Origin of the sequence: Mucilaginibacter auburnensis, from assembly GCF_002797815.1 — a bacterium.
Lineage (GTDB): Bacteria > Bacteroidota > Bacteroidia > Sphingobacteriales > Sphingobacteriaceae > Mucilaginibacter > Mucilaginibacter auburnensis.
The window spans coordinates 197,596-224,211 of record NZ_PGFJ01000002.1; the positions used below are offsets into that span (position 1 = coordinate 197,596).

General features: G+C 39.2%; 21 protein-coding genes. 14 read left to right on the forward strand and 7 right to left on the reverse strand.

Going from position 1 to position 26,616, the window contains the following annotated elements; translation table 11 throughout:
* Nucleotides 1–2: 2 nt before the first annotated feature.
* The 6 genes from CLV57_RS11490 to CLV57_RS11515 are packed head-to-tail and all read left to right on the forward strand — an operon-like array spanning nt 3 to nt 7,125.
* Entirely contained in the window at nt 3–2,336 is a 2,334-nt protein-coding gene (locus CLV57_RS11490; RefSeq protein ID WP_100341558.1) for an N-6 DNA methylase, read from the forward strand.
* Nucleotides 2,326–3,612 carry a restriction endonuclease subunit S gene (locus CLV57_RS11495; RefSeq protein WP_100341559.1) on the forward strand — a complete coding sequence of 429 codons (1,287 nt, stop codon included), beginning with the start codon at nt 2,326–2,328 and terminating at the stop codon, nt 3,610–3,612. Before CLV57_RS11490 ends, CLV57_RS11495 begins: the two co-directional genes overlap by 11 nt.
* Before the next feature lie 2 nt (nt 3,613–3,614).
* The gene (locus tag CLV57_RS11500) at nt 3,615–4,049 is read left to right on the forward strand and encodes a hypothetical protein (protein ID WP_100341560.1); all 435 of its coding nucleotides are present in this window, start codon (nt 3,615–3,617) and stop codon (nt 4,047–4,049) included.
* Nucleotides 4,046–5,536 carry an AAA family ATPase gene (locus CLV57_RS11505; protein ID WP_100341561.1) on the forward strand — a complete coding sequence of 497 codons (1,491 nt, stop codon included), beginning with the start codon at nt 4,046–4,048 and terminating at the stop codon, nt 5,534–5,536. The genes CLV57_RS11500 and CLV57_RS11505 overlap by 4 nt, the downstream gene beginning before the upstream one ends.
* A 3-nt stretch (nt 5,537–5,539) precedes the next feature.
* On the forward strand, nt 5,540–6,145 hold the full coding sequence (locus tag CLV57_RS11510) for a retron system putative HNH endonuclease (RefSeq protein ID WP_100341562.1): 606 nt from the start codon (nt 5,540–5,542) through the stop codon (nt 6,143–6,145).
* Nucleotides 6,146–6,147: 2 nt separating this feature from the next.
* Nucleotides 6,148–7,125, forward strand: a complete 978-nt coding sequence (locus tag CLV57_RS11515) for a hypothetical protein (RefSeq protein ID WP_100341563.1) — start codon at nt 6,148–6,150, stop codon at nt 7,123–7,125.
* Between the two features lie 436 nt (nt 7,126–7,561).
* Here CLV57_RS11515 and CLV57_RS11520 read toward each other — a convergent pair whose 3' ends face one another.
* From CLV57_RS11520 to CLV57_RS11530, 3 genes are read right to left on the reverse strand one after another with little or no spacing between them, the layout of a single operon-like run.
* The gene (locus CLV57_RS11520; protein WP_100341564.1) at nt 7,562–9,523 is read right to left on the reverse strand and encodes an OmpA family protein; all 1,962 of its coding nucleotides are present in this window, start codon (nt 9,521–9,523) and stop codon (nt 7,562–7,564) included.
* A gap of 9 nt (nt 9,524–9,532) precedes the next feature.
* Nucleotides 9,533–10,528 carry a PorP/SprF family type IX secretion system membrane protein gene (locus tag CLV57_RS11525; protein ID WP_100341565.1) on the reverse strand — a complete coding sequence of 332 codons (996 nt, stop codon included), beginning with the start codon at nt 10,526–10,528 and terminating at the stop codon, nt 9,533–9,535.
* On the reverse strand, nt 10,525–14,898 hold the full coding sequence (locus CLV57_RS11530; RefSeq protein ID WP_100341566.1) for a gliding motility-associated C-terminal domain-containing protein: 4,374 nt from the start codon (nt 14,896–14,898) through the stop codon (nt 10,525–10,527). Before CLV57_RS11530 ends, CLV57_RS11525 begins: the two co-directional genes overlap by 4 nt.
* A 279-nt stretch (nt 14,899–15,177) precedes the next feature.
* On the opposite strand from CLV57_RS11530, the gene CLV57_RS11535 reads away from it, so the two are divergent.
* From CLV57_RS11535 to CLV57_RS11560, 6 genes are all read left to right on the forward strand, one after another.
* A complete protein-coding gene (locus CLV57_RS11535; protein WP_100341567.1) occupies nt 15,178–17,748 on the forward strand; it encodes an NACHT domain-containing protein in 2,571 nt (856 codons plus the stop codon).
* Between the two features lie 239 nt (nt 17,749–17,987).
* A complete protein-coding gene (locus CLV57_RS11540; RefSeq protein WP_100342814.1) occupies nt 17,988–18,407 on the forward strand; it encodes a MarR family winged helix-turn-helix transcriptional regulator in 420 nt (139 codons plus the stop codon).
* Nucleotides 18,407–18,808 (forward strand): DoxX family protein, encoded by a 402-nt coding sequence (locus tag CLV57_RS11545; protein ID WP_100341568.1) that lies wholly within the window; start codon nt 18,407–18,409, stop codon nt 18,806–18,808. Before CLV57_RS11540 ends, CLV57_RS11545 begins: the two co-directional genes overlap by 1 nt.
* A 24-nt stretch (nt 18,809–18,832) precedes the next feature.
* Nucleotides 18,833–19,510, forward strand: coding sequence for a type 1 glutamine amidotransferase domain-containing protein (locus CLV57_RS11550; protein WP_100341569.1), 678 nt, complete (start codon nt 18,833–18,835; stop codon nt 19,508–19,510).
* Nucleotides 19,511–19,524: 14 nt separating this feature from the next.
* The gene (locus tag CLV57_RS11555) at nt 19,525–19,947 is read left to right on the forward strand and encodes an organic hydroperoxide resistance protein (protein ID WP_100341570.1); all 423 of its coding nucleotides are present in this window, start codon (nt 19,525–19,527) and stop codon (nt 19,945–19,947) included.
* A gap of 47 nt (nt 19,948–19,994) precedes the next feature.
* Complete coding sequence (locus CLV57_RS11560; protein WP_100341571.1) at nt 19,995–20,627, forward strand: nitroreductase family protein; 633 nt, start codon at nt 19,995–19,997, stop codon at nt 20,625–20,627.
* A gap of 67 nt (nt 20,628–20,694) precedes the next feature.
* On the opposite strand, the gene CLV57_RS11565 is transcribed toward CLV57_RS11560, so the two are convergent.
* Together CLV57_RS11565 and CLV57_RS11570 are read right to left on the reverse strand one after the other, a co-directional pair.
* Complete coding sequence (locus tag CLV57_RS11565; RefSeq protein WP_100341572.1) at nt 20,695–21,045, reverse strand: hypothetical protein; 351 nt, start codon at nt 21,043–21,045, stop codon at nt 20,695–20,697.
* Nucleotides 21,026–21,439: a hypothetical protein gene (locus CLV57_RS11570; RefSeq protein WP_100341573.1), complete on the reverse strand. Its 414-nt coding sequence runs from the start codon at nt 21,437–21,439 to the stop codon at nt 21,026–21,028. The genes CLV57_RS11565 and CLV57_RS11570 overlap by 20 nt, the downstream gene beginning before the upstream one ends.
* A gap of 238 nt (nt 21,440–21,677) precedes the next feature.
* On the opposite strand from CLV57_RS11570, the gene CLV57_RS11575 reads away from it, so the two are divergent.
* Nucleotides 21,678–22,322 (forward strand): GIN domain-containing protein, encoded by a 645-nt coding sequence (locus CLV57_RS11575; RefSeq protein WP_100341574.1) that lies wholly within the window; start codon nt 21,678–21,680, stop codon nt 22,320–22,322.
* Between the two features lie 76 nt (nt 22,323–22,398).
* On the opposite strand, the gene CLV57_RS11580 is transcribed toward CLV57_RS11575, so the two are convergent.
* A complete protein-coding gene (locus tag CLV57_RS11580; RefSeq protein ID WP_245857008.1) occupies nt 22,399–23,013 on the reverse strand; it encodes a superoxide dismutase family protein in 615 nt (204 codons plus the stop codon).
* A gap of 76 nt (nt 23,014–23,089) precedes the next feature.
* Entirely contained in the window at nt 23,090–23,317 is a 228-nt protein-coding gene (locus CLV57_RS11585; protein WP_100341575.1) for a hypothetical protein, read from the reverse strand.
* A gap of 188 nt (nt 23,318–23,505) precedes the next feature.
* Between CLV57_RS11585 and CLV57_RS11590 the strand changes: the two genes are divergently transcribed.
* Nucleotides 23,506–26,571 carry an NACHT domain-containing protein gene (locus tag CLV57_RS11590; protein ID WP_100341576.1) on the forward strand — a complete coding sequence of 1,022 codons (3,066 nt, stop codon included), beginning with the start codon at nt 23,506–23,508 and terminating at the stop codon, nt 26,569–26,571.
* The last annotated feature ends 45 nt before the right edge of the window (nt 26,572–26,616 follow it).

Sequence of the window (26,616 nt, forward strand, 5' to 3'; positions counted from 1 at the left end):
CAATGGCTATAGAAATCAAAAAAAACGGCAACAAGATTTTTGCCCCATTGATCGGTAAAGAATTAATCTGTACTCCGGAAGAAGAAGTCAGGCAGGAATACATTGTTCACTTAGTGAATCAATATGGTTATTCCCTTGATCAAATGGCACAAGAGGTAAAAGTAAATAACTCCAAAAGAGGTCAAGGGAAAGCCAGAGCTGACATTGTTATATGGAAAACAAAAGAAGATCGTAACTCTGATAACAGTCCAGTGATAGTGATTGAATGTAAGGCCGAGCAAATTACTATCCATGAGGAGGATTATTATCAAGGCTACAATTATGCTTCTTGGGCTGGCGCCGACTTCTTTGTTACTACCAATTTAAAGGAAACAAAATTCTTTAAAGTGGTCAAAGGTAAAATGCCAAAGCATTTAGAGGAAGTGGTGGAGATACCTAATGTTTCTCAGCTATTTGATGAAAATAAGATTGAAGAATTATTAACCAAGACTAAAGAGTTTACTCGGGACGAGTTTAGTAAATTGTTGTTCAAATGCCATAACATCATCCGGAATAACGATAAGCTATCACCAGAGGCCGCGTTTGATGAAATCAGTAAGATTCTATTTATGAAAATTCGCTACGAAAGAGAACAAGCTAAAACGAAGGCGCTGTTTTCCAGAAAGGAATTTGAAGAATTGAAATTTGCTTATGAAAAAATTACTGGCAAAGATTCACTTCCCTTTTACCAACACTTTTTTGAGAAGACAAAAGAAGTTTTCAAAGCAGATGAAATTTTTGATCATAATGACAGTATAAAAATTCGAGAAACCAGCTTCCTGCAAATTGTGAAGGAGTTAGAGAAATACAATTTATCTAATACTTCTGATGATATAAAAGGTATAGCCTTTGAAGAGTTTTTGGGTAGAACATTTCGTGGAGAGTTAGGTCAGTTCTTTACCCCACGTACCATAGTGGATTATATGGTAGATGTACTTGACCCAGAAGAAGGTGACATAATTTGTGATCCTTGTTGCGGCAGTGGCGGTTTTTTGATTAAAGCATTTGAATATGTGAGGGATAAAATCGAAAAGGATGTCCAAACACAAAAAGAAAAAATCAAGGAGCGCTACTTTGGTCAGGACTATGAAAGATTACCGGAAAAGAGGCAAGAAGAAATAGCCAAACAAGTAGATGAGCTATTTGCCAAGCTCAATTTTGAGTTGGATATACACAATCCCAAAGGCCGTTTAAAAACGCTTTCGTATGACTGCATTTTTGGAACGGACGCCAACCCAAGGATGGCGCGTACTGCCAAAATGAATATGATTATGCATGGAGATGGCCATGGAGGCGTACATCATCATGATGGGTTACTGAATGTCAACGGCATATTTGATGGGCGATTTGATGTCATACTCACCAATCCACCTTTCGGTTCCAGAGTCAACAAAACATTAAAAGTTACTCCTTCTGATGTTCCCAACGAGGACAAAATCAGATTCTATGAAAATCGATACGGCAGCCATTACAGACAAACTGTAGTAAAGCAAATTCAGGATTGGGCAAATCACGATAATGGTCATGGCAAAAGCCGTGGTAAAGCTTTGTTAGACATTTTTGATGTAGGTGTATGGAGTGGTTTGACTGAAGTACTTTTTATGGAAAGATGCCTCAACCTTTTAAAACCAGGTGGCAGAATGGGGATAGTATTGCCAGAAGGCGTATTGAATAATAGTGCGTTGCAAAAAATCAGGGATTACATTGAAGGAAAAGCCAAGATAATCAACATAACTTCCATTCCGCAGGATGTATTTATTGCATCAGGTGCTACGGTAAAACCTAGTTTGCTATTCCTCAAAAAGTTCAGCGAAGAAGAATTGGCAACCTATCACAAAATCACGGAGGATACCACCCAAGAGATCAAAGACAAGTACCAGCCCAAATTGGATGAACTGAAAGCGACTTTCAAAAAGGAAGAGAAGAAATTGAAAGAAAGTAAGTCAGCCAAAGAGTTTCATGCGTTGAAAAAGAGATATGCAGAAGATATTAAGCAAATAGAAGACCTTATTGCTGCGGAGATTAAACCGCTTGTAAAAGAGCGTTTCGATTACCCTATTCCAGTTATTGAAGTTGAGAAAGCAGGTATATCCAGTACGGGTGCACCCTGCGAAAATGAGTTAGAAGAAGTGGCCATAGAGTTCAGGGCTTATCGAAAAAAAGCCAAACTATGGACTGAGCCAAAGAAAGAAACACAATACCCTGTAGATGATGAAGGTAACATTTCCCGACTGCAGTTGATTGACGGAAACATTGTAAGCGAAGCCGAAATATTTTATCAAGTATATGCCCACTGAGACCGCATTTAAATATCTCAATGAAGTACGCTTCATGACCCTGTCAAATTGGAGCGTGGGTGCTATTCTGAGCGACAAAGTATTATATAAAGATGGGTTCAAATTAGAGCCTATCGGAAATCTCATTATACGCAACCGTGAGAAAGAAATACTGGAAGATGATAAGGCATATAAGCAAGTAACTATCAAACTGTATGGTAAAGGTGTGATACAGCGAGGTGATGAACTGATTCTCGGCAAAGACATTGGCACAAAGAACCAATTCCGTATTTCAGAAGGACAATTCATTATGAGCAAGATAGATGCTCGTAATGGGGCGTTCGGTATCGTACCTGCCGAATTGGAAGGTGCAATCACCACACAGGATTTTTTGAGCTACAATATCAATACAGAAAAGATACTGCCCGAATTTTTCAACCTGATCACAGGCACAAAACACTTTGCCGAACTGTGCCAAAAAGCCAGCTCAGGCACTACAGGTCGCCAAAGGGTGGATGAAAAAGCCTTTTTAGGGTTTAGGATTCCTGTACCTGATAAAGACTTGCAATCAAAATGGATCAACGATTTTCAATCAAAAACCGAAGAATCAAAACGGTTAGAGACTTCTGCTTTAATAGCAATCAAAGAGCTGGAAAAATACCAAAGTGAGACATTGGGTATATCAGTAAATAAGAACGAAAATAAGAAGGGGTTATACTTCGTAAATCTGAAATCTTTGAATCGTTGGGACGTATGGAATAAAAGTATTGAATACCACTCGGGAAGCTATGAACTTTTACCATTAAAGGTTCTGATTAAACTTCAAAGTGGTAAGTTTCTACCTAAGAGTAAGCAAAAAGCTGGCGATTATATTGTGTACGGAGGTAATGGGCCAACAGGTAGCCATGACGAATACATCTTCTCAGGAAAAAGAATTGTAATTGGAAGAGTTGGTGAATATTGTGGAAATGTTCATCTAATTGATGGAGAATATTGGATTACGGATAATGCCTTTAAAGTTGATAAACTATCGGAAGCGGTAACTTGGGAGTATTTAGAAATTGCTCTAAAAACATTACAGTTAAATAATTTCAGAGTTCAATCTGCACAACCATCTATTGCACAAGGCACAATCTTAAGCCTTTCTATTCCTATTCCCAATCCAGCAATGCAGAAAGAAATAACCAATTACGTACACGTTCAGAGAACTAAAATCAATTCTGATTTCGAGAAATCCGAAGGTTTGAAATTAGAAGCTATAAAGGAATTCGAATCAGCAATCTTTAATATTGACTAAGGATGAAAAAATCTGTCATTGCCATATATGGGCCATCAAATCAAGGGAAATCGGAAACAGTTCGCGAAACAGCGAATTTATTGTTTATTGCTTTTCCTAACCATACCCTTCATACTATTAACACTGGTCCAGATTTTACTTATATTGTTGACATTAATGGTATAAAGATAGGTATTGAAAGCCAGGGAGATCCGAATAGCCGAATGTTTCAGAGCCTTCAAACGTTCGTAGCGCAGGGATGCAATATTATTGTTTGTTCCTGCCGTTCCAGAGGTGCTACAGCAGGTGCGGTAGAAGATTTGCACCGCAATCATCAATACGAAATCATTTGGTCAACCAATCACCGTTCATGGCATAAAAACCAAACGCAACTGAATCAAATAGCTGCCAGTGAAATTCTGGAATTAATCAAACTCATCATGAATGGACAGTTATGAGAATACAGCATTTACACATCAAGAAGTACAAATCATTAAAGGACTTTACTATTAAGTTTAATGAGCCTGTTTCACTTTTTATAGGCAAGAATGGTTCAGGTAAATCCACACTCTTGGAAGCCATCGCCTGGATATTTCGTTCGGCTCACCTCACTTACGTCGAGGAAAAACAGGAAAATACACCATTTGAGTTTGAAATTACCTATGAACTTAGAATAGAAAAAGTGTTATCGGAATCGACCACCTTTAGTGAAACAGCAATCGACCACATTGGTGTTATTTTAAAAGGTAGTAGAGATAACAAAAAATTCTGGTCAATCGAAACTGATAATAACGCCTATAGTATAGATGATCTTTTAAGAAAGCATACCATAGTAAGGTTGTTACCATCGAATCTGATCATCTATTATGCAGGTTGGTTTGAATCAATGGAATTTATCTGTAGCGAACATGAAAGGATTTATAAGGAAAGATTACTTGAGGTAAAAACAGAATCAGATATTACTACCTCCTCTGAGGAGCTGTACTCAAGAATTGGCGCTTTGCCACTGATGTACATCGAAAAGCATCATTTCGAAATCCTATTGGCGTCGCTCTATTCATTTGAGTTCAATGAACGGGTGGATCGCTTTTTTGCGGAAGATCTCAAAATCATTAAGCCTGATATAAATCCACTTGCCTTATTTGTCAAAAAGAGACAATGGAAGTCGGGAGTTGGTGCAGAAGACTTTTGGGGTGCTAGAGGGTTGCTAAGAGGATTTCTTGATGTGGTAAGAAGGTTTGCATACAATGAAACCGCAAATTACATGGATGAAGATCAAATCTTATTTAACTTCCATATCCATGATTGGTACGCGTTGCGAGAATTTTACGGAGAGGAAAAAAAGTTGTTTTACCTCCTCCACATGCTTCATGCTTCGGAGATGCTTGGAGGAATACAAATCTTCATGGACTTACAAGAAAATGCAATTAGCCATCATGATTTAAGTGAGGGCCAACAACAACTGATAACCATTAAAGCTATCAATGAACTACTTGTGGATGAAAACTCGCTTTTACTGCTTGACGAACCGGACACATACCTTCATCCGCAGTGGCAAAGCAGTTTTCTAAAAGGCATTTACGAAGTGATTAATCTGTACAATGATTTAGCTGTTTCGCCACCACAATTTATCATAGCTTCTCATTCGACAATCATGTTATCGAATCTTTCAACTGGAGATTTGTTCAAAATGAGTGACGGACAAGCAAATCCAATAGACAAAGGATATTACGGTCGTGAGTATGGATTTAATCTTTCAGCAATCATGGGCGGCAATGAGAGAGTTCCTGAAGTACAAGAAGAAATTGATGCACTATTTGAACTAATAGATAGCGAGCAATTTGAAAGAGCTGTAGAATTGCTAGAAGGATTAAAGCAAAAGCATAAAGATGATCCTGAGTTGACTAGGGCAGAAACAATGTTAACATTTCTAAAAGGTGAATAAGCGATGAAGTTTATTATCAAAGGAAATGAGCCGGCAGCATGGAAAGCGTATAGAGAAACGCCAGGCGTGGATTTTGTTGCAACTCCAGAGTTGAAGGAAGCATTGTTAAATGAACAAGGCTACTTATGCTGTTATTGCATGAATGGCATAAAAGAGGACAATATGAAGGTTGAACACTATAAACCAAGGAGTACTTACCCTGCTTTAAAGTTGGTTTACACGAACCTTTTTGCTGCCTGTAAAGGAGATTTTTGCACGGATAAGCATTGCGATACCAAAAAGGGAAACACTGAGTTAAGTATTCATCCTGCTGATCCCAAAAACAATTGTGAAGCCTTAGTTGGCTATAGCACAAATGGAAAACTGACGTACCCTGATGTTTACAAAACCGACATAGAACAGACACTCAACCTCAATAATTCCGTTCTGATTTCAAATAGAAAAGAAGCACTATTGGGTGCGGCTACTGCATTGCAAAAATTAGGATATTCCAAAGCTATAATCCAGAGGCAGATTGAATCATATAGTAACAAAAATGCGAAAGGGAAATTTCAACCGTACTGTAATACCGTTCTTTGGTTACTGAAAAAAAAGCTAAATGCCAATTAAATATGGAAAGATTAATCCAAGGAAATAAGACCTACAGCTATTATGAATATGTTAAGGAGCAGGAATTTGAACAAGTGATTGTTCAGCAAGCCAGCCATATTTTCGGCAGTAATAGTATTTATATTGACATTAAGAAAAGAATTGGAGAAAGCATCATCACTATCCCGGATGGCTACCTAATTGATTTTTCCTTTGAGGCCGAACCTCGTTTATACATTATAGAAAATGAGCTTTCAAGTCATGATCCCTACAAGCATATAGGTTCACAGCTACTCAAATTCGCTATTTCTTATAAAGCCAGTGGACGAAAAATAAAAGCCTTCTTACTTGAACACATAATTGCAGATCCCCAAAGCCTCTCAATGACCGAAAATAGCCTTACAAAAGCAGGTTACCGCAACATTGATGATTTTTTGGAAAGTATCATTTTTGAAAAGCCAGTGGCCGCTATTGTGGTCATTGACCAAAGTACTCCAGAATTGGAAAATGTGCTTAGTCAATTAACTATGGACACAGACATTATCGAGTTCCAAACCTTCAAGCATGAGAATGTGACCATACACAAATTTACTCCATTTAATGCGGAAATAAGGGAATTGGCTGAATCACCAAAAACAAGTCTAAAACCGGAGGAATTAAATACAGTAGTGGTTGCGGCTCGTGAAGAAGGATTTGAACAAGAATTTCTTAATAACAATTGCTGGTACTCCATACGTATCAATGCATCTATGCTGGATAAGATAAAATACATTGCCGCCTATCAAGTAGCACCTGTTTCAGCTATAACGCATTATGCAGAAGTCGCATCTATCGAAAAATGGAAAGACACAAATAAGTATATCTTGTATTTTAAAGACAAAGCCAAAACAATTAATCCGATACCGCTTGACAAGGACAAAAAAGGGCTTGCTCCACAAGCTCCTAGATATACAGCTATTGAGAAAATATTGAAGGCCAAAAAGTTATCTCAAGTATTTTAAGTCGTTTATAGTAAGTTTTCTACTACCAATCAAAATCAATTATAGTCTAGCACAAAAAATGACAAATTAACTTAACTTGAATAAATGGGCTTGCTAATTTTTAATATTTATATTTGTAATAGTAAACAATTGGATTGCAACGTTCTTTAAGTTAAGATGCTTCCGCAGGAAGCTTTTAAGATACAGGGATTGTTTGTGGCAATTTAGTGGCAGTATTTTGAAAAACACGCAAAAAACGCGCTTAAAACGCCAGAATCGCAGAAAGTGAAAATCCCTCCGGCTCCACTAAAAACCCCTCAAACGCACGTGTGAGGGGTTTTGTATTTGGTCATACATCTATTCAAAGTTCCGCCATGTGCTTGCTATGATCAAATACGTTTATCACATTTTAAAATTGTTTACCATTTACAATGAGTTTTATTACAGCTTAATAAACTCATTCAGTTTTCAATACCGTAAACTCTGTACGGCGGTTAAGTTGCCGGCCTTCCGGATTATCCTTTCCGTTAGGTAAAGAATTGGGTGCAATTGGCTTAGTTTTACCATAACCACGGGCAAATATCCTGTCTCTGCTTATGCCGCGACTTATCACATAATCAACGCATGACTGCGCCCGTGCCTCGGAAAGTTTGTTATTATAAATGTCGCTACCTATTGAATCAGTATGCGCGGCTAATTCAATCTTGATCTTTGGATTATCCTTTAAAATTTTAACAACTCCATCCAACACTGTTTTTGACTCGGGTCTCAACGTAGCTTTATCATAATCGTACAACACGTTGTTTATTACTATGGGCTTATTCACTTCAAACGGTTGCAAACATATATCAGCATTAAACAAAGTGTCTTTCAGCATTCGGCCAGTAGTTGGCACAGGCACAACTTTAGTAAAGTATCCCGCTTTTTCTACTACGACATTGTATGGCCGCTTGGTGGTTATATTAAACTGGTACCTTCCGTTTTGCGGAAGCGTTATTTTTTTAAGGATAGTACCGGCAAGCGAATCTTTTAAGCTCACAGATGCCCCCGATAACGGTTTTTGATCAACGCAGTCAAGCACCTTTCCAACTAAATAATGTCTTTTGTCAAAGGCTTCAAAAATCTCCAGACAGCAATCTGACAACCTATCCGAACTCAGGTAAAATTTATTTTTATCTGAGTTATCAGGGTAGTAATACATGTCATCCTTTGCAGAATTAACAGGATAGCCCATGTTTTGCGGCACCGTCCATTTACCATTACTGTTATAACTCTCAAAGAGGTCATATCCGCCTAAACCTAAAAAGCCTTTAGAGCTATAAACAAGCTTGTTCTCTGTAGCGTCAAAGTACGGGGCTTCCTCATCAAATTCTGAATTGACTATATTCCCGGCGTTTCTTGAATTGACGGGCTCCCCACTGCTGTTCAGATCAGCAATCCAGATATCTTTTCCACCCTGCCCTCCGGGCTTATCAGACACAAAATATAATTGTTTACCATCACCAGATACGAAAGGCTGTATAGAAGTAAAACCCTGCGCGTTTACATTACTATTGAGCTTAGTTAGCTCTCCCCATTTACCGTTTTGCCACTCGCTTTTATAAATGCCATATGAGGTTTGACTCCCTGATTTGAACCAACGGGTAATATATAACCGCTTACCGGTAGATTCAAAAGAAGGAGCGCCATATTCTACTTCGTTTTTCCCGGCTTCTTTATCTTCAAAAACAATTGCCTGCGGCTTGCTATCACTAATTTTTGTTTGGTAGATGCGATTAAGTGCGGTTTTCTCCTCCTTCACTTTTCTGGAGGAAGTAAAAAAATAATTGTCTTCCCGTTTTATCAAAGCATAGTCAGAGCCATCAGAACTTAAGCTTCCTTTCATGGTGTTAACATCTACTAAAACCGGATATTGATATTGTTCTCTGGCGAACCTACAGGTTGCTATTTCTTTTTTCGCTATGTCAAGGTTCTTAGCATCGCCTTTGTAAGATGATACAAACTGTTGCAGCTGTTTTTCAGATTCATCGAAACGCTGGTTGGCGCGCAGACATACACCATACCACAGGCGGGCCAATGGGTACTGCGATTCAAAGTTTTCGCTTAACACCTTGAAATACCACGGCTCGGCCTCCAGGTAGTTTTGGTACAACCGGTATGACTCTGCCAGCATAAAGCTAATATAGGCCTGATCGGTTGCGCTACCGGTTTTCTTAGCCTGCTTGCTAGCACCCTGATAGGGCATTTGCTGCTCTTTGATCAAGTTCATACCCATGGCTGCCTTTTTATAATAAAAGGCAGCCTCATAATAATCTTTGTTTTTAAATGCTTTGTCGCCCAAAACTTTTGGCGAAGTATTTACCTGGGCTTTAGCCGCTAAAGCAAACAATATTGTTATTGTAAAAAATATCTTTTTCATAATTAACAATTAAAGTCGTGGGCAAATTGGTTCAGGATCGGTAATGCGTTTTCTGAAAAGATAGCTTATTGAAAGTTCAAAACCCCCGCGAGATGCGGTAGCTCTATTAAGCGATGAGGTGTTAAAATCATAACTTGCTCCAATAAGCAGGCTACTCAGGTGATAGCCAACGCTTGCAATGGCTGCATCATTGAACCTGTACATCCCACCAAACATTATACCTTTATCGCCTTGCATCTTAAATTCAGAGTAAGCTCCTACTGCTTTTTCCTGCGCGTGTTGCTGCCTTATGTAGATAGCATGTGGTATAACGTCAAAGTAATCGCTCGCCTTGATACGTACCCCGGCATGAGCGGTGTATCTAACTGGCAATTTGGAATTATCGCCATCGGTAGCAAAAGGGTCACGCGGGCGGGATAAATGCCCAACGCTGACCCCTCCGAATAAATTTGCATTGCTTAACGGATTGCCGTCGTAGTAAAAAACGCCGGCCCCTGCATCAAACACCGTTGAATTAGTGCTTAAAAACCTTTCGTTTGAAGGCATTGACGGGTCAAACCCGCCAATAGGATTAAACTGGTTACCAAACTGTGCCTTACTTGGATCAAAACTGCGATTGATTACCCCTGCCTGCAAACCAAAACTTACACGTTTATTTCCATCATTAGATACGGTAATAGCGTACCCGAATGTGCCGTAAGCAGAAAAGTAATTAAACCCTGCGTCACCGGCTGCCTGGTTCAGAACATTTAAACCAAGTGAAATATTACTATTGGTTCGCATATCTGCTGATAGTGCTGTGGTTTTGTACGCATTGTTTAATTGCGGATATTGATTTTTATAGTTGGCATTGATACGTGCATCACCATTGATAACCCCTGTGAGCGCAGGGTTTAACCATAAAGGATAGGCATAATATTGCGAGAAATGCGGGTCAATTTGTGCCTGCGATTTGATATATAGTACCAGCAATAATAGTATCAGAATTATTATTTCCTTTTTCATCGTAGTAGAGTTATAGTTCCTTTTTGTTTAATTAATTGGCCATCATTCATAGTGGCTTCTACATAGTATACATACACACCCACAGGCTGAATTCTACCTTTATAAGTTCCATCCCAACCTGTGTTTAGCACATTGGTGCGATAAAGCAGTTCACCCCACTGATTGTATACCCAAAAATTGATGCCTTTTACTGCAGTTCCATATACATAAACTATGTCATTATTACCATCGCCATTAGGTGTAAAAGCGTTAGGTACAAAAAGGCCGTTACCCAACGGATTAGATGATGTGCCGGTTACACCAACAGAGTTAGCACCGGTTTGACACGTACCGGTAGCTCTTACAATAATGCCAGCGCTTTGGTTAGGCTGCAAGCCAGTTATGGTATAAGTTGTACCTGCACCTGCGCTTGAAAATGCAGCGCCATTATTAGTGCTTACTTCATAACCTGTTGCTCCGCTTACCGCCGCCCACTGGAAGGTGATGCTTGAGGTTGTTGTAGAAGCAACAGTTACTACCGGTGCTGCAGGGCGAGGTATTACGGTAACAGTTACGCTGGCTACCGCTGATTTATTACCGCCCGGATCTGTAGCTTGCGCGTAATAAGTTGTGTTGTTATTTATAGTTGTTGTGGTAAAAGTGTTACCTGTTGCTAAAAGTGTAGTTAATCCGGCTTCGGCATACCAGCGCACCGTCAGATCAGGGTTAGGATTACTGACGGTTAAAGTGGTAGCTGTTCCCGAGCAAATGTTAGTACCTGTGGTAGCTATAACAGGGGTGCCTGGTGGCACCTCTGTAACAGTAACCACACCGCTTGCGCGATTAGTTGATGTTACACCTGTAGCATCAACTACGGCTTCGGCATAATAGGTGGCATTTGCATACAACGCAGGCGAAGTAAATACCGGTCCTGTAAATATTGGCGTTCCGTTAGTTGGCGTTGTATACCAGTTGAAGGATGCGCCCGGTGTTGTTGAAGATGCAGTAAGTGTTGCAGTTTGGCCTGAATTTATATTTTGAGTTGGCGGTGTAACTGTAACATTTGGCGTAATTATATTGAGCGTTACTGTACCGCTTGCCCTGCTTGCCGATTTTATGCCCGTAGCATCAACTATTGCCTCAGCATAATAAGTGGAATTGCTGAATACCGGTGGCGTAGTAAATACCGCACCTGTAAATATAGGCGAACCATTGGTTGGCGTTGTGTACCAGTTAAACGACGTACCAGGAGTTGTAGATGAAGCAGTGAAAGTAGCAGTTTGACTTGGATTAACTGCCTGGGTTGGCGGCGTTACCGCAACATTAGGTATCGTAGCCGCATTTACTATAACCTGACCACTCGCACGCGTTGCCGAAACTGCACCGCTTGCTGTTACAACTGCTTCTGCATAATAAGTTGCGTTAGCCGATAACGCAGGCGTTGTAAAAGTTGGACCGGTAAAAATTGGTGTACCGTTTGTTGGCGTGGTATACCAGTTAAAAGTAGTTCCCGGCGTTGTTGACGATGCCGTCATGGTGGCGGTTTGGCCGGTAATGATGTTTTGAGTTGGAGGTGTTACTGCAACGTCCGGAATAACGAGCGTTAACACGGTAACATTAACTTGTGTTCTGTCAACAGATGTACAGGTTCCGTTACTGGCTTCAGCATAATAAACAGCATTGGCTGATAGCGCAGGTGTTGTAAAGGTTGTTCCTGTAAATACAGGTATGCCATTTGTTGGCGTGGTATACCAATTGATAGTGGTGTTGCCAACTGCGGTTGCTTTGAAAGTAACTGTTTGACCACTATAAATTGTGGCGCTTGAAGGTTGTACAACAGGCTTTAACGGCACCGGATTTACCACTATCGTTATAGGCACACGTGTTGGACTTACGCATCCGTTTCTGCTATATTCAACATATAAAGTAGTATTAGCGTTAATTGGATTAGTGGTTATTGTGCTACCGCTATAAAGAGGTGCACCACCGTTAGGGCCGGCATACCAATTGAATGTACCTGTTGCCGATGCCGGCGATGTAATAGATAGTTGCGCTGTTCCGCCGGTACATATTTCCGGACTTGCATCGGCAAATGTAATGGCAGGATATTGCTGAGAGCTGTAGAATAATTGAACCGATGTAAGTAAGGTGGCAACGCCCGAACTTAGGCGTACACCTACCCCATCGTAACCTGCGGGTGCGGGTATAAATACAGCATACCTGTTACCTCCACCCAGCAACCTCAGGGTTACTAAATTGTCATTCAAGGTAACTGTACGCACAACTGTTGAGCCGTTATAAATTGTTACTCTGATCTGACCTAACAATGCCACGTCAGTCAGTCCAACAGGGCTTTGCAGAACTAATTTGATCATATCGCCTGCGAAGCCAGGTTGTTGGTATTTTAATATTTGCTCTGCATAAGCACCTGCAAGGCCAACACCTACTGATATGGTTGAAGCTGTAGTAGTATCTGCATCAGCAACTAAGGCGGTGTTGGTAACTGTACATGCAATGCATGCTCCATTTATATTTACAGTTTGCTGATTGGCAAACGTACAAGGCGTGTTGGTATCAATATTTACCGTAATAGTAATAGACGCGCGGGTTGATGACTGGCACCCATTAGCATTAACCGCACTTACGTAATAAGTTTGCGAAGCAAAAAGAGCGGGCGTGGTATAACTATTGCCCGTAAAAAATGGCGTGGTTGCGTTAGCCGTGGTGTACCAGTTAAAAGTTGCGCCTGCAGTTGCAGAGGTTGCACTTATAGTGGCAGTTTGCCCCGCGTTAATTGTTTGATTATTTGCAGTTAGCGTTGGCGCGGCAGGGCGAGGTTGAACAGTTATTACAGCTTCAGCGCGCGCGGCACTGCTACATCCGCCTGCGTTTATTGCTTCAACAAAGTAACTCCTTCCGGTATTTAAAGCAGCTGTTGTAAAACTATTACCGGTATGTACCAAAGTACCGCCAGTTTGAGCATCATACCATCTGTAGGTGACTCCTGCTACCGGTGCAGCAACAGAAAGTACGGCTACATCGCCTGCGCAAATAGTAGTGTTTGCTGATGTTAGCGTTGGGTTAGCGGGTATAGCGTTTACTGTAATAATAACACGCGTACGTTCAGATTCATCTGTACAACCGGCTCGGCTTGCTGCAACATAATACGTTGTTGTGGTGGTTAAGACAGGCGTGGTAAAAGTTGCACCTGTAAAAATAGGCGTACCTCCTGTTTCAGAAGTGTACCAGTTAAACACGGTGTTGGGCATAGCTGTAGCTGTTAGCGTAACAGCGCTATTACCACATATTTGCAAGTTAGCTACTACCGCATTGTTGTTTTTGATAACGGGGCGAGGCAAAACCCTTTGTACCTCGTGCAGATTCACCGAACTAAGCACATTAGCAATGCCTCCACCTAAAGTAAGTTGCACTCTGTCAAATACGTTTGAAGGGGCGTAGGTAACGGTTACCCTCCGGCGTTGGTTAACCAGATCAAGCAATCGAACGTTCAGTAGTGCCGAGTTTAAAGTTCTTGAGTCGCCATTGTTTGAGTTGCCGTTATAAGTGTTAACAGCTAATCTTGTCAATACCCCGGCATCTATGAGTGCTTGTGGAATAGATAAGGTAAGTCTTACCGAATCGCCCGGAGTAGAAAGCGACTGAAACAAAGCTGTTTGCTGTACAGTTGCGCCAACCGCACCAACCGATGCATTAAGCGTTGAATAGGTATTAATATCGCCATCAATTGCATTAGTAGGGTTAGCAACCCCGCCAACATCAACACCCAGGTTAAGCAATCCTGCCGAAATACCGTGCAATTCATCAATTGCTGTATTACATGGAACAACGCCGGGTGTATTGTAAAAGGCTTCGTAAAGGTAGATACTGCTTAGCGCTCCTATCAAACCACCGTTTAGTGTTATTCTTATCCTATCATAAGTTTGCGTAGGCGTAAACGTCACTAAAACCTGATTATTGTTACTGGCGGCGGTTACCAGTGTGGCTGCTCCTACCCCGGGGGCTACCGGCGTATTGCCATTGTAAGCCTGGATAAAAATGCCTCCTAATGCGGTCACATCAAGCAAATTATCACCGCTTCCTAACTTAATAGACACCGGTGTATTTGCCGGCACTTTCCCCGCAGCAGGAAAAATAAGTTCCTCATAGGTGCTTGCGGCAATGCCAACTGCAACGTTCAATACAGAAAACGTTTGCGGGTTGCCATCGGAAGCGTTGGCCCGGTTAGTAACAATACAATTTACACAAAGTAGTCCGCTTGCCCCCACCCTATTGGTGGTTGCGTAATTACGCTGGGCTTGAACACCTAAGGCCGAAAACAGCAAAAGGCATACCGCGGCAAAAAAAACGGTAAGGTTGGTAAAAATTTTCATAGTGGTGTTGTTAATTGGTAAACACCACTAATTACAAAGATTATTTACTTAGAGTTTATGAACAGTTTATTCATTGTTTATCAAAATATTATAATTTGTTCACTTTAAATTAATTTATTCATTTCATTCATTCCTTTAGGTTTTGCAATCCCTGCTATGTAAATTACCGTATGTTTTTGTAGTTATGCCGCAGTAACCTTGTTATTGTCGTTCCCTGTATTGTTTTTGCCCCTATTAACCTAATTATGAAAACCATTACGAGAAGTTGCTATAACCACTATGACACCTATTTTACCAAATCACCTGGAAGAATTAAAAACCTGTGTGCTGCTTGCTGCTGGTATAGCAAATCCTATGCCTGCAGATTGCAAGTTCATTTCTACCCTCATTAACAAGAAAACGCGTCAATATGTGAGCGAAACCACTTTGAAGCGTATTTATGGATTTGCATACAGCAAATTTAAGCCATCGTTGTTTACTATAAACACTATGGCGCAATTTTGCGACTATGTAGACTGGAAAGACTTTTATCAACGAAAAATAGCCGAAACAAAAACCGGCAGCTCTAAAAACAACTTAGGCTGGTTGCAATTGCGTCAAAAAGCAGCTACAATTACAGGTTATACGCTACAAACGCTAAAAAACAAGTCTGGTATCCCTTATAATAAAACCATCAAGAGGGATTTTATTGATTATCATTTACAAGAATTTATAGCATCTGGTTGCGCAGGTACTGTTATAACCGCCCCTGCCGGCTATGGTAAAACCATTGCCATGTGCCATTGGATTGATGAAAAAATGATGCAAGATGAGGCAAACGACAGCAACGATATAATATTAATGTTTAGTGGCAATGCATTAATGAGTACCGTGCACACGGGTGGAAGTGTTAGCCATTGGCTTTTGTCATTATTGGGCTATAACAATACTGAAAATAACATAACTACTTTGCTGGATGTTGAACAACGAAAAAACGGAAAGTTTTTTTTAATAGTTGACGGTCTTGACGAATTTATGTTCAGAAGTGAACAGTTCAGAATAATACTTAACCAACTTGTTGACGTTTTTTCATTTTATCAATCACACAGTTGGTTTAAGCTAATCCTAACAACCCGTACGTCAACATGGGTTAATAACAAACACCAATTGGCATTTAATCCGGATATCTGGTATACGGGCATTAATTCGGGAGAGAATTTTATTAATGTGCCACTATTTAGTTTACGTGAGATAAACGATTTGTGCAAAAAGATAAACCCTGACGTAACCGGGTGCGTGGATATTGATATAGCTCAATTATTTAACCATCCTCTGTATCTCCAGGAATACTATAAAATACACAAAACTGATTTTTCGTTAAGTTCAGCAGACCATACCTCTTTATACGAATTGATTGCTACCTATGTGCTTAATAAAGTTTACTTAGGCCCGCATTCGTCAGAAAAAATAGTGCTTATAAATGCTTTAGTTGATTATGTTGATCTGAGCGGAAACGAGCAGAATATCAGAAAACTTAAAGTTGATCATTTATTAAAACAATATCCACACGCTTATAATGATTTAACGAGTGTAGGCTTTCTGCGTGAATTTAATGAGAGCAGTAACTTTCATTACAATTCTTATTTAACATTTGGCAATCAAAACTATCTTGAATACAGTATTGCCCAATCGCTTTTATTTAAAAATGACGACTGTTTTGATAAAAAATTAATTACTACTATTAATGAGCTGTTTAAAGGTAGCACAAGAAAAGTTAACGTTTTAAAATGGTGCATAATACTTTCTGCCCAGACTGATGGTTTAGATACACTTGAATATATAACCGAAGCCGTATTAAATCCTAACGAAAAAACCAACCTCATTGTCTTTATAGGAGAGCTGCTTGAGCGTGATTACAACTCGGGCAACCAGGGCGGCATATTAATGAAATACTTTAAACAGCCGCTAAGCAACAGAATATTTGAGTATTTTTTTGGCTTAGAACTTATTAATCCAAGCTATAAAAAAACGCTCAACATGTTATTAAAGTTTGAGCTTTCAGGCAGGAGGCGTATTATTATTCTTTCAGCATTAGGAATAATTGCCTTGATTGAACTTAATTTAGATGAGGTACATAGAATTATTAACAAGTTAAGCCAGTTCCCACCCGATGAAATTAGCTGTTTACCCGTAAATCCGTTACTATGTCTTGACAGTTACTATCACTGTTTAAAATATAATTTCATAAAAAAGGATGCTTTGCGCGAGTTAACGCAGCTTTACTTCAGTCATCCGGATAAGGATGCAAACTTGCATCAAACGGCATCAAATGATCTGCTTTATTTACTTGGGGTGCATACGCTGTTTTTATGTGCTAACCCTAAAAAAGTATTACGCTTTATCAACTTTTTAAACAAGCATTACAGAAGTGAAGCGCCGGCAAATTGCACTACCCAATACGCTTACTTTATACAGGTAAATAAAGCCGCAGCACTTTTTGAAATTGGCGACCAGAAAGCTGTGAATGATATATACAATTCTTTCACATGTCATTATGCTGATAAGCAGGAGATATTCACGCCATTTATGAAGATATTATATCATAACCTACGCATTAAAGTATTACTAAACACTCAAAATCAACTGCTGGTTATAAACGAGATCAAGAACATTGTTGGAATTGCAAAAAAATGGGGTTACAAATATTCAAAGCTAAAATCCTTCGCAACCATACTCAATGATGAAGGATTGAAAAATGATTCACCGGAATTTTACCGTCAGGTAGCTTACGATGCCACCAAGATGTGCCGGGAACATGATTTGGATCTGCAATTATTCACCAGAAAAAAGGAAGAGTATAGAGTAAATTAATACTTATTTTAATTGTATCAAATGATTCAATAATAATCAATCAGCTCGTTAAGCCCCAAACTTGCATTCTAATAAAACGCCGCAATAGTACTGCGGCGTTTTTGTTTCGAAGTGCTTTATACAATGTGCTCAATGGTTTTTAATGTTTTTAGCATGACAACAAATGTAACCATCATTCATAATATTGCACAAAATTATATTGTGCAAAATATTTTAATTTAGTTAACGTTATGCAACGTATGGAAGATTTACTTAAGCTCGAAAATCAGGTTTGTTTCCCCATATATGCGTTTTCCAGAAGCTTGACCAATTTATACAGGCCATTGCTGGCAAAACTTGACATCACTTATCCGCAGTATTTGGTTTTAATGGTGTTATGGGAGCATAAAGAGCAAACCGTAAATCAATTATGTGAGAGGTTGTATTTAGATACAGGAACGCTTACACCATTGTTGAAAAGGCTGGAACAAAAAAAATTGGTAAACAGATCGCGAAGCAAGCAAGACGAGCGTATAGTAATGATCTCACTAACAGGTTTAGGCATCCAACTTAAAGAAAGGGCGAAGCACATCCCGATGGAATTGCTCAATTGTACAAAGGTGTCTGTTGACGAATTATTACAGTTAAAAGCGCTTTTAAATAAAGTATTAAGTAGATAATGCATACCTCCAGACTACAAAACATTGCACGCATAGTGCTGGGTGCCTTTCTAACATTTGCCGGTGTAAGCCATGTAACGTTTAACCGGCATGAGTTTTTAGCCCAAGTTCCGAAGTGGCTTCCTATTGATCCAGACCTGACAGTTATTTTATCAGGAATAGTGGAGATCAGTTTGGGCCTGGCGCTCATTTTTGTAATACAATATAGAAAATGGGTGGGCATAGCCGCTGCAGTTTTCTTCGTATTGATCTTCCCGGGTAACATATCACAATATGTAAATAAAGTTGATGCCTTTGGGCTCAATACCGATAACGCAAGATTTATAAGACTCTTTTTCCAGCCATTACTTATACTATGGGCACTTTGGAGTACCAACGCGCTCAAAAAGAAACATCATTAATTATATCATTAACAAAATCTAACCATGAAAATTCTATTTGTAGTTACCTCACACGATGAATTAGGCAATACAGGCCACAAAACAGGTTTTTGGGTGGAGGAGTTTGCAGCACCATATTATAAATTTACAGATGCCGGTTATGAAGTGGTTGTTGCTACCCCTAAGGGAGGTAAGGCACCAATTGATCCCAACAGTGAGGCGCCTTCCGCGCAAACCGATGCGACCAAACGTTATTACAGTGATGCCAATGCACAAAGCGTTATTGCCCACACACACAAGCTCAGTGAAATAAACGAATCAGATTATGATGCCATTTTTTATCCGGGTGGACATGGCCCACTGTGGGACCTTGCTAATGATCAAAAATCGGCACAGTTGATTCTTGACTTTTATAACAGTGGCAAATTAGTGGGTGCTGTGTGCCACGCGCCCGGCGTATTTAAAAACGTAAAGTTTGAAAATGGTGAGCCTTTTGTTAAAGGAAAAAACGTTACCGGGTTTTCAAACACCGAAGAGGCGGCAGTAAAATTAACAGATGTTGTTCCTTTCTTAGTTGAAGATCAACTTAAAGATCTGGGTGGAAACTATAGCAAAGTGGCTGACTGGGGTGTGCACCTAGTAGAAGATGGTTTATTGATCACCGGACAAAATCCGGCATCGTCTGAGGGGGTAGCTGAGAAAATGATCAACCGTTTAAAATAATTTAAATCAGAAAAATGAAAATATTATATACCACGGATGTAACCGCTACAGGTGGCCGCAATGGCCATGTAAAAAGTGATAATGGCGTGTTAAACCTTGATGTTAGGGTACCCAAAGCACTTGGCGGCGCTAATGACGATTACACTAATCCCGAACAGTTATTTGCGGCAGGGTATGCCGCCTGTTTTGATAGCGCACTGAATTTGGTGATGAGGCAAGAGAACGTCTCTGCCGGAGGTACTACAGTCAACGCAAAAGTAAGCATCGGTCAAAATGATGCCGGAGGCTTTGGCCTGGCGGTGGAGTTAAACGTTAATATTAAAGAAGTTGAACTAAGTAAGGCTATTGAATTAGTTGACAAAGCTCATCAGGTATGCCCATATTCTAACGCCACACGTGGCAACGTAGAGGTAAAATTGAATGTTACTAATAATTAAAAATCCAATAGCGTAGTTATAAGCCGCTGTTATTAAAAATTTACAAAATGTCTTTAATAGAAAACTTGAAGTGGAGATACGCCACTAAAAAATACGATCCAACTAAAAAAGTAAGCCAGGAGGACGTTAATAAAATTGTTGAAGCCGCAAGGTTGGCCCCTACTTCTTCGGGACTGCAACAGTTCAGGGTGCTGGTTGTGTCTAATCAGCAGATCAAAGAAAAACTCGCGCCGAGTTCGCTTAACCCGGAGGTAATGGTTGATTGTTCGCACGTGCTGGTATTTGCCGCCTGGGACCGTTATACAGCCGAACGGATTGACAGTATTTACGATCGGATCACAGAGGAAAGAGGTTTGCCCCAAGGCAGATTTGCCAGCTATACAGATAAGATCAAAAATATTTATTTGAACGAAACTGCCGAGGAAAACTTTGTACACACAGCACGTCAATCATACATTGGGTTTGCTTTGGCCCTTGCACAAGCTGCCGAACTTAGAATAGACAGTACTCCTGCAGAAGGATTCAACAATGCCCTGGTTGATGAATTACTTGAACTGGAGTCGTTAGGTCTGAAAAGTGTGACTTTGTTATACTTAGGCTATCGTGATGAAAACGACTGGCTTGCACCCATGAAAAAAGTTCGTAACCCTATCGAAGATTTTGTAATTGAATACAAATAATAGCCTATCAAAAGTAAGCATCTGCGTAAACAGATGCTTACTTTTTAACTTGGTCTATCCATGTGAATCAATTGTTTTTTTTCCGACGATTAAACACCAGTTTTATAATCTTTCCGTTTAATTCATAGCTGGCTGTAATAAACTTTGGCGCATCTGTATCTATCTCAGGCACTACAATTCTTGCCTTTGTTCTTTTCGATGTAAAGATCAAACCGTCTGATTCTAAAACCTCAGTTTTTGTACCGGCCTGCATCAAACTCATCTTACTGGCAGCCGGGTAACCATCAGCATAATCCAGTTTGAGGGTTTGTTTAGCGTACTTAGCGGTGTATCGAACAATATCATAAGCTTTTGGTTGCTGCGCCTTCAGCCCTAAAAAACTTAATACCAATAACAAGCTAACTATCAAATTTTTCATGTTTACGTATCTTGTATATAATGTAAGCTATTAAAACCCCGAAAAACAAAAACCTGCCAATGGTAAGGCTAATCAACTGCAGGCTAATCCCATTTTGTCGTGGAGTTTTTTTATTAAAATATACGGTAACCATATCACCCGGCGAAAAAAACAATAACGCCCTGTCCTCACCTTCTATTATTTTATTTTGATAAGCAAACCTGTAAGTAGCCCTGTCACCATATTTCTTATTAACGTTCTCAATAAGGGCAACTTTGGTAAAAGCATAGTTGTTTCTATTCACGATAAAAACATCTGTGGCCTTAGAAAGATCGCCCCATAACAGTATCACCAGCGGAATACAAAGGATGATGGCGAAGTATAAAAAAACATCAGGGCTTTTTTGTCTGGTCATACTAGTTTGAACAGTCCGCTGCAATTAAATGTTGCGATAATTATAAAATTCTACCGGTTATCATCCTCTTCCACCTACTCCTGTTAAAACCTTGCCTACACATTTAGCTGCTTCATCTACACAACCGCGGTACTTGTCTACCATACACTATCTCCCACTTAACCTTTTGTATTTCAGGTTGTCATAGAGGTGTATTTAATTTAATAACAAGTATTTAAAACATTAAAAAATAAAACTCATGAAAACTAAATTCACAACAATCATCGCAACTGTAGCATTATTATTAAGCACAAGCACCCTAACTTTTGCAGGTGTAAAAACAGACGACAACGGCGCTGCCGTTACCTCAACAGAATTAAAACAAGTTGGTAAAATAGATGCCATTGAGGCCAGTGGAAATGTTGACGTATACATTATGAACGGCGATAACGACGCGGTTAAAGTATACAGCGATTACTACGGCGAGAACGCGGTGGTACAAAACGAAGACGGTGTGTTGCGCATTGCATCATACGGCAACGACAAACTTATGGTATTGGTAACCGTTAGCGACCTGCACTCCATAACAGCAAACGACGAAGCCTTTGTTAAAACCTACGGTGACGCGCTTTCAGCAAAATCATTATTGGTTGATCTGAATGATAAAGCGGTTGCGGTTTTAAAACTGGATGCCATTGCAGCCGGCATAACTGTTAACGGTGATGCCCGCGCTGATTTGTACGGAATGGTGGAGAACTATAGCCTGGCCCGCAGCGCAACCTCAACTGTTAACAAAGATCAATTGGAATCATATGCAAGCCGTGTTAAAACTTTAGCGCAACCTAAAGCTGCACGCACCCATGCTTTTGTTAACTTAGGTGCAAACGCAGCATTATTGAACTAACATAAATAAAGCCTTAATAAAAAAAGACCTTCGGCCGTTTAACCGAAGGTCTTTTTTGTTTTTTATGAGGATTTAATTACATTTTTTGAATTACACCGCAACCTATCCTGCTGCCCGAATTACCTGCCGGTTGAGATTTATAATCATCAACACCCGAGTGAACAATAATGCCACGATTAAGGATGTTGGTTTTTTCAGGACCACCAATTGTCCAGCGGTCGGTTTCAACGGTAAAGGTAGCTTTGCCATCTTTATCCAGTTTAATGTTGCCAATATCACCTGAGTGGTATTTTCCCGAACCCCATTTACCGTGTTCTTCATTGGTTGGGTTCCAGTGGCCGTGAGCACCTTTGCCCTCATCGCTGCAATCGCCATGCTCGTGGAAGTGAACGGCAACGGTTGAATTAGCTTTTTTAGGTACTTCAAGGGTAAGCTGCAATTCTGTTTTGTTGCCTTTGCGGGTAAATTTAGCCATACCGGTTACAACGGTATCCGCCTTGGTGCCGCTTATAGATGCGCTTGCAGCATTATACATGGCAGTATCAGCGGGCATGGTAGCCATAGCTGTATCAGACATGTTTGCCGAATCGGCACGTGCATCAACTTCTTCGGTTTTTTTACCCGCCGAATCGCAGGCTGCCATAGCTACAACCAGGCAAAAGCCCATAGCAGTTATAAAATGTTTTCTCATGGTGTTTAGTGTTTTGTTTAAACACTAAATATCATTTTCCGCTTAATTGTTTGGCTGGTATTGATGTTAAGCCAATTCAGGAAGTTAAGCCGGTATTGATATGATCCTGAATTTTTTGCAGCAGTTGGTTACATTCCTCATCAGCTAATGCAGCGCTGTTAATATGCGCCTTGCCATCATCATCAATGCTGATCTCGGCCACGGTAACGTCGTTTTCCAGTATGGCGTAATGGCCAATATTGGGCACTACCTCAAACTCCCTGTTGCCTACTGTTGCTAAAAATCTTTCGTGTATACCTTCCATAATAATGTAAGTTTTGGTTGATGATATAACAGGTGCGGTGGGGTTATGTTTGGAGATTTGGAGAAGTAGTGTTGAATCATATTTAAGAATAAGGAAAAGCTATTTTAAGGGCTTAAAATGTTTATGTTAAAAATTTACTGATTAATAGGAATGCTTTTATTAACATTGTTTACCTAACGCTACACAACATGATCAATTTCAGAAATATAGAAATCTTAGAAAAGGACAACAACAAAAAAGGAGATCTATTCGGACGTCTTATGAACGACTTATTTCACTCCTTAGGATACGACGAACCTAGATTGAATATTCATAAGTCAGGACGTGAAATTGATTTACAAACATTTCATCGTGTAGAAAAAAAAATTGCCATTGCTGAATGTAAAGCGCACAAAGACAAAATTGGTGGTGATGATATAAATAAATTTATAGGAGTTCTTGACGCGGAAAAAAGAAGGTTTAAAAGGGACAAACATGTAAAAACGTTCACTGTTTCAGGATACTTCGTGTCTCTATCTGGATTTAAAGAGACTGCAATTGAGCAAGAGAAAGAAATCAGTGACAATAGGGTATTACTAATAAAGCCAGAAAAAATAATAGAAGAATTAATTGCTGGAAGAATAATTGTCTCAATAGAGAAAGCAGTATCAGCTGTTTCGCATAATAATGAAACTTTATTATTAGCTAATTATATAGATTTATTCGGGTATGACAAGGGATGGGTATGGGTCCTGTACTTTTCTAATTCGCAAGGTCAAAAAACTTCACATTTCGCATTCGTACACGCCGATGGGAAGCCATTAATATCTGAACTTGCATCAGAACTAATATCCATAGATGCAAAAACCAACAGTCTACTTAGAGATTTAATATTAATACCTGGCGATAGCGACTCTTCACAAATTACCCCATCTAAACAAGAAACAACTAAGAAATATTTCAAATATCTTGAGAATGAATGTGGCGAAATACAATTTGAGGGACTACCTACTGACAAAGAAGCTGGTGCAGTAAGAGTTCAACTAGAAAGTATTTTTGTACCATTACATTTTTCTCAAGTTCATAACCATGATGAAAATACACCATCTTCTGGTAGAATCTCAATCGGTAATATTCTTAGTATAAGTAGCAGATTAGCAATTTTAGCGAAACCTGGTGGAGGAAAGTCAACTCTTATAAAACGCATTGCCATTGCATACGCATTTCCTGATAGACGTGTCTTCATAAACGATTCTTTACCAGACAACGATTGGTTTCCTATTTTTATTAGATGCAGGGAATTAGGTGAAAAAGTAACACACAGCATAACCGATATTATCAACGGAATTCCAGTCAGAGCTGAAATAAGTGAATGTAAAAATCAATTTTCAAAAATAATATCCGATGTACTACAAAAAGGAAATGCACTCTTACTCATTGATGGTTTAGATGAAATAGCTGAAGATAGAAATAGAGTGACCTTCGTTAATCAATTGAGAACCTTTATTGCAACCTATCCAAAGTTAAATATAATCGTTACATCAAGAGAGGCTGGTTTCAGGGCAGTTGCAGGAACATTAGAAACTTATTGTGAACAATTTAAAGTTTCGAACTTAAATGAACCTGAGATAGAAGCTTTAACTCTCAAATGGCATAAAGCAATAATTGATGATTCAGAAAACACCATTAAAGAAGCGATTAAGATATCTAATCTTATAATTAAAGATAATAGAATTAAGGTTCTTGCGGAAAATCCTCTTTTGTTAACCACATTGTTATTTGTAAAAAGATGGGCTGGTTATTTACCTACTAAAAGGACGGTGTTATACCAAGAAATGATTAAACTCTTATTAGTAACATGGAATGTTGAAGGCCATGATCAACTCGATATTGAAGAAGCAGAGCCTCAATTGTCCTTCGTTGCATTCTGGATGACGAAAAATGGCAAGCAGACAATAACGGAGGGAGAATTGAAAGATTGCTTAATCGAATGCAGAAGGCAAATGCCAGAAATTTTAGGTTACACTAAAATTAGTCCAACGGATTTTATAAAACGTGTAGAATCTAGAAGCAGCTTACTTATACTATCTGGCCACAAACGAAATGATGTTGGACAATTACTTCAAATTTATGAATTCCTACACCTTAGTTTTCAAGAGTATCTTACAGCAAAAGCAATTGTTAAGAGTTTTTTACCCTCTGAATATTCTTTTAAAAATAAAATCGAAATTATAGCGCCTAATCTTTCTAATGAAAATTGGAAGGAAGTAATTCCAATTACAGCAGTGTTGTTGGAAAGGGACGCAAAAAACTTAGTGGAGCTTCTTATAAACGAATCAAAGAAAATTGCGTTAAAAGAAGACACTACTAACACTGATAGATTAGTTGCTACTTTGCTTGGAAGCTGTATTGCGAATGAAATACAAATTGGCCCAGAACTATTGGATAGTGCAATTGAATGGTACGCCAAAAACAATTACACTATCGGTGCTGGTCTTAACGAAACTATATTGAACTCCAAATTTGGACCAGCATTTAGAAGAAAAGTTACATCTAGCTTCTTTGGTGAATATGATGATCAATTTGTCTCTCCTTTAGGCTCACTTCTGTCAGAAATTTTCATGTCTGACTTTACTGGTGAAGTTAGTAAATTGTCTATTCAATTGAATAGCCTTTTAATAGAGCAAGAAAAGGTCGCCAACTGCACTGCTGTTTTAGGACTCATGGGATTTGCATGGGAAATTGCAACCGACCACCGTCCTTCAACACAAACAGATTTTCATCTAGACATTACCCTCAAAGCTACCTTGATTAACTTTTTAAAAACTAATGATAATCATTACATTTTCTCATGTTGTTGGACCATCGCATGGTTAGGAGACGCTAAATTAATCCCAGACGAATTTTGCCAAGAATTATTTGATGCAATTTTGCCGATTTGGATTGAGAGTACATATAAAAGCGTAAGTAGAAAAACAGCATGGGCATTAAATTATTTAATAATGCCAAATTCTAAAATTGACTACTTGAAATCCTACCCGAGAATAAAAGAAATCGTTAACGAACGACTGTACTCTCCAAGAAATGAATTTGAAAATAATGTATGTCTTTGTTTAGGTGTATTATTGGGGATAAATTGGAGTAGAAAAGATGTGGCTAAAGCTCTCAAAGAATCAAAAAGACATCAAAGAAATGATTCCAGAACGATAAACAGATTTATTAAGTATTTAAAGTTAGATAAAGATATAAGTCAACAGGAACTTAAATTTGAATAGCGAACCTTTCTCCCGTTGTTGGTTCCTCCTTAGTTATTATTATTA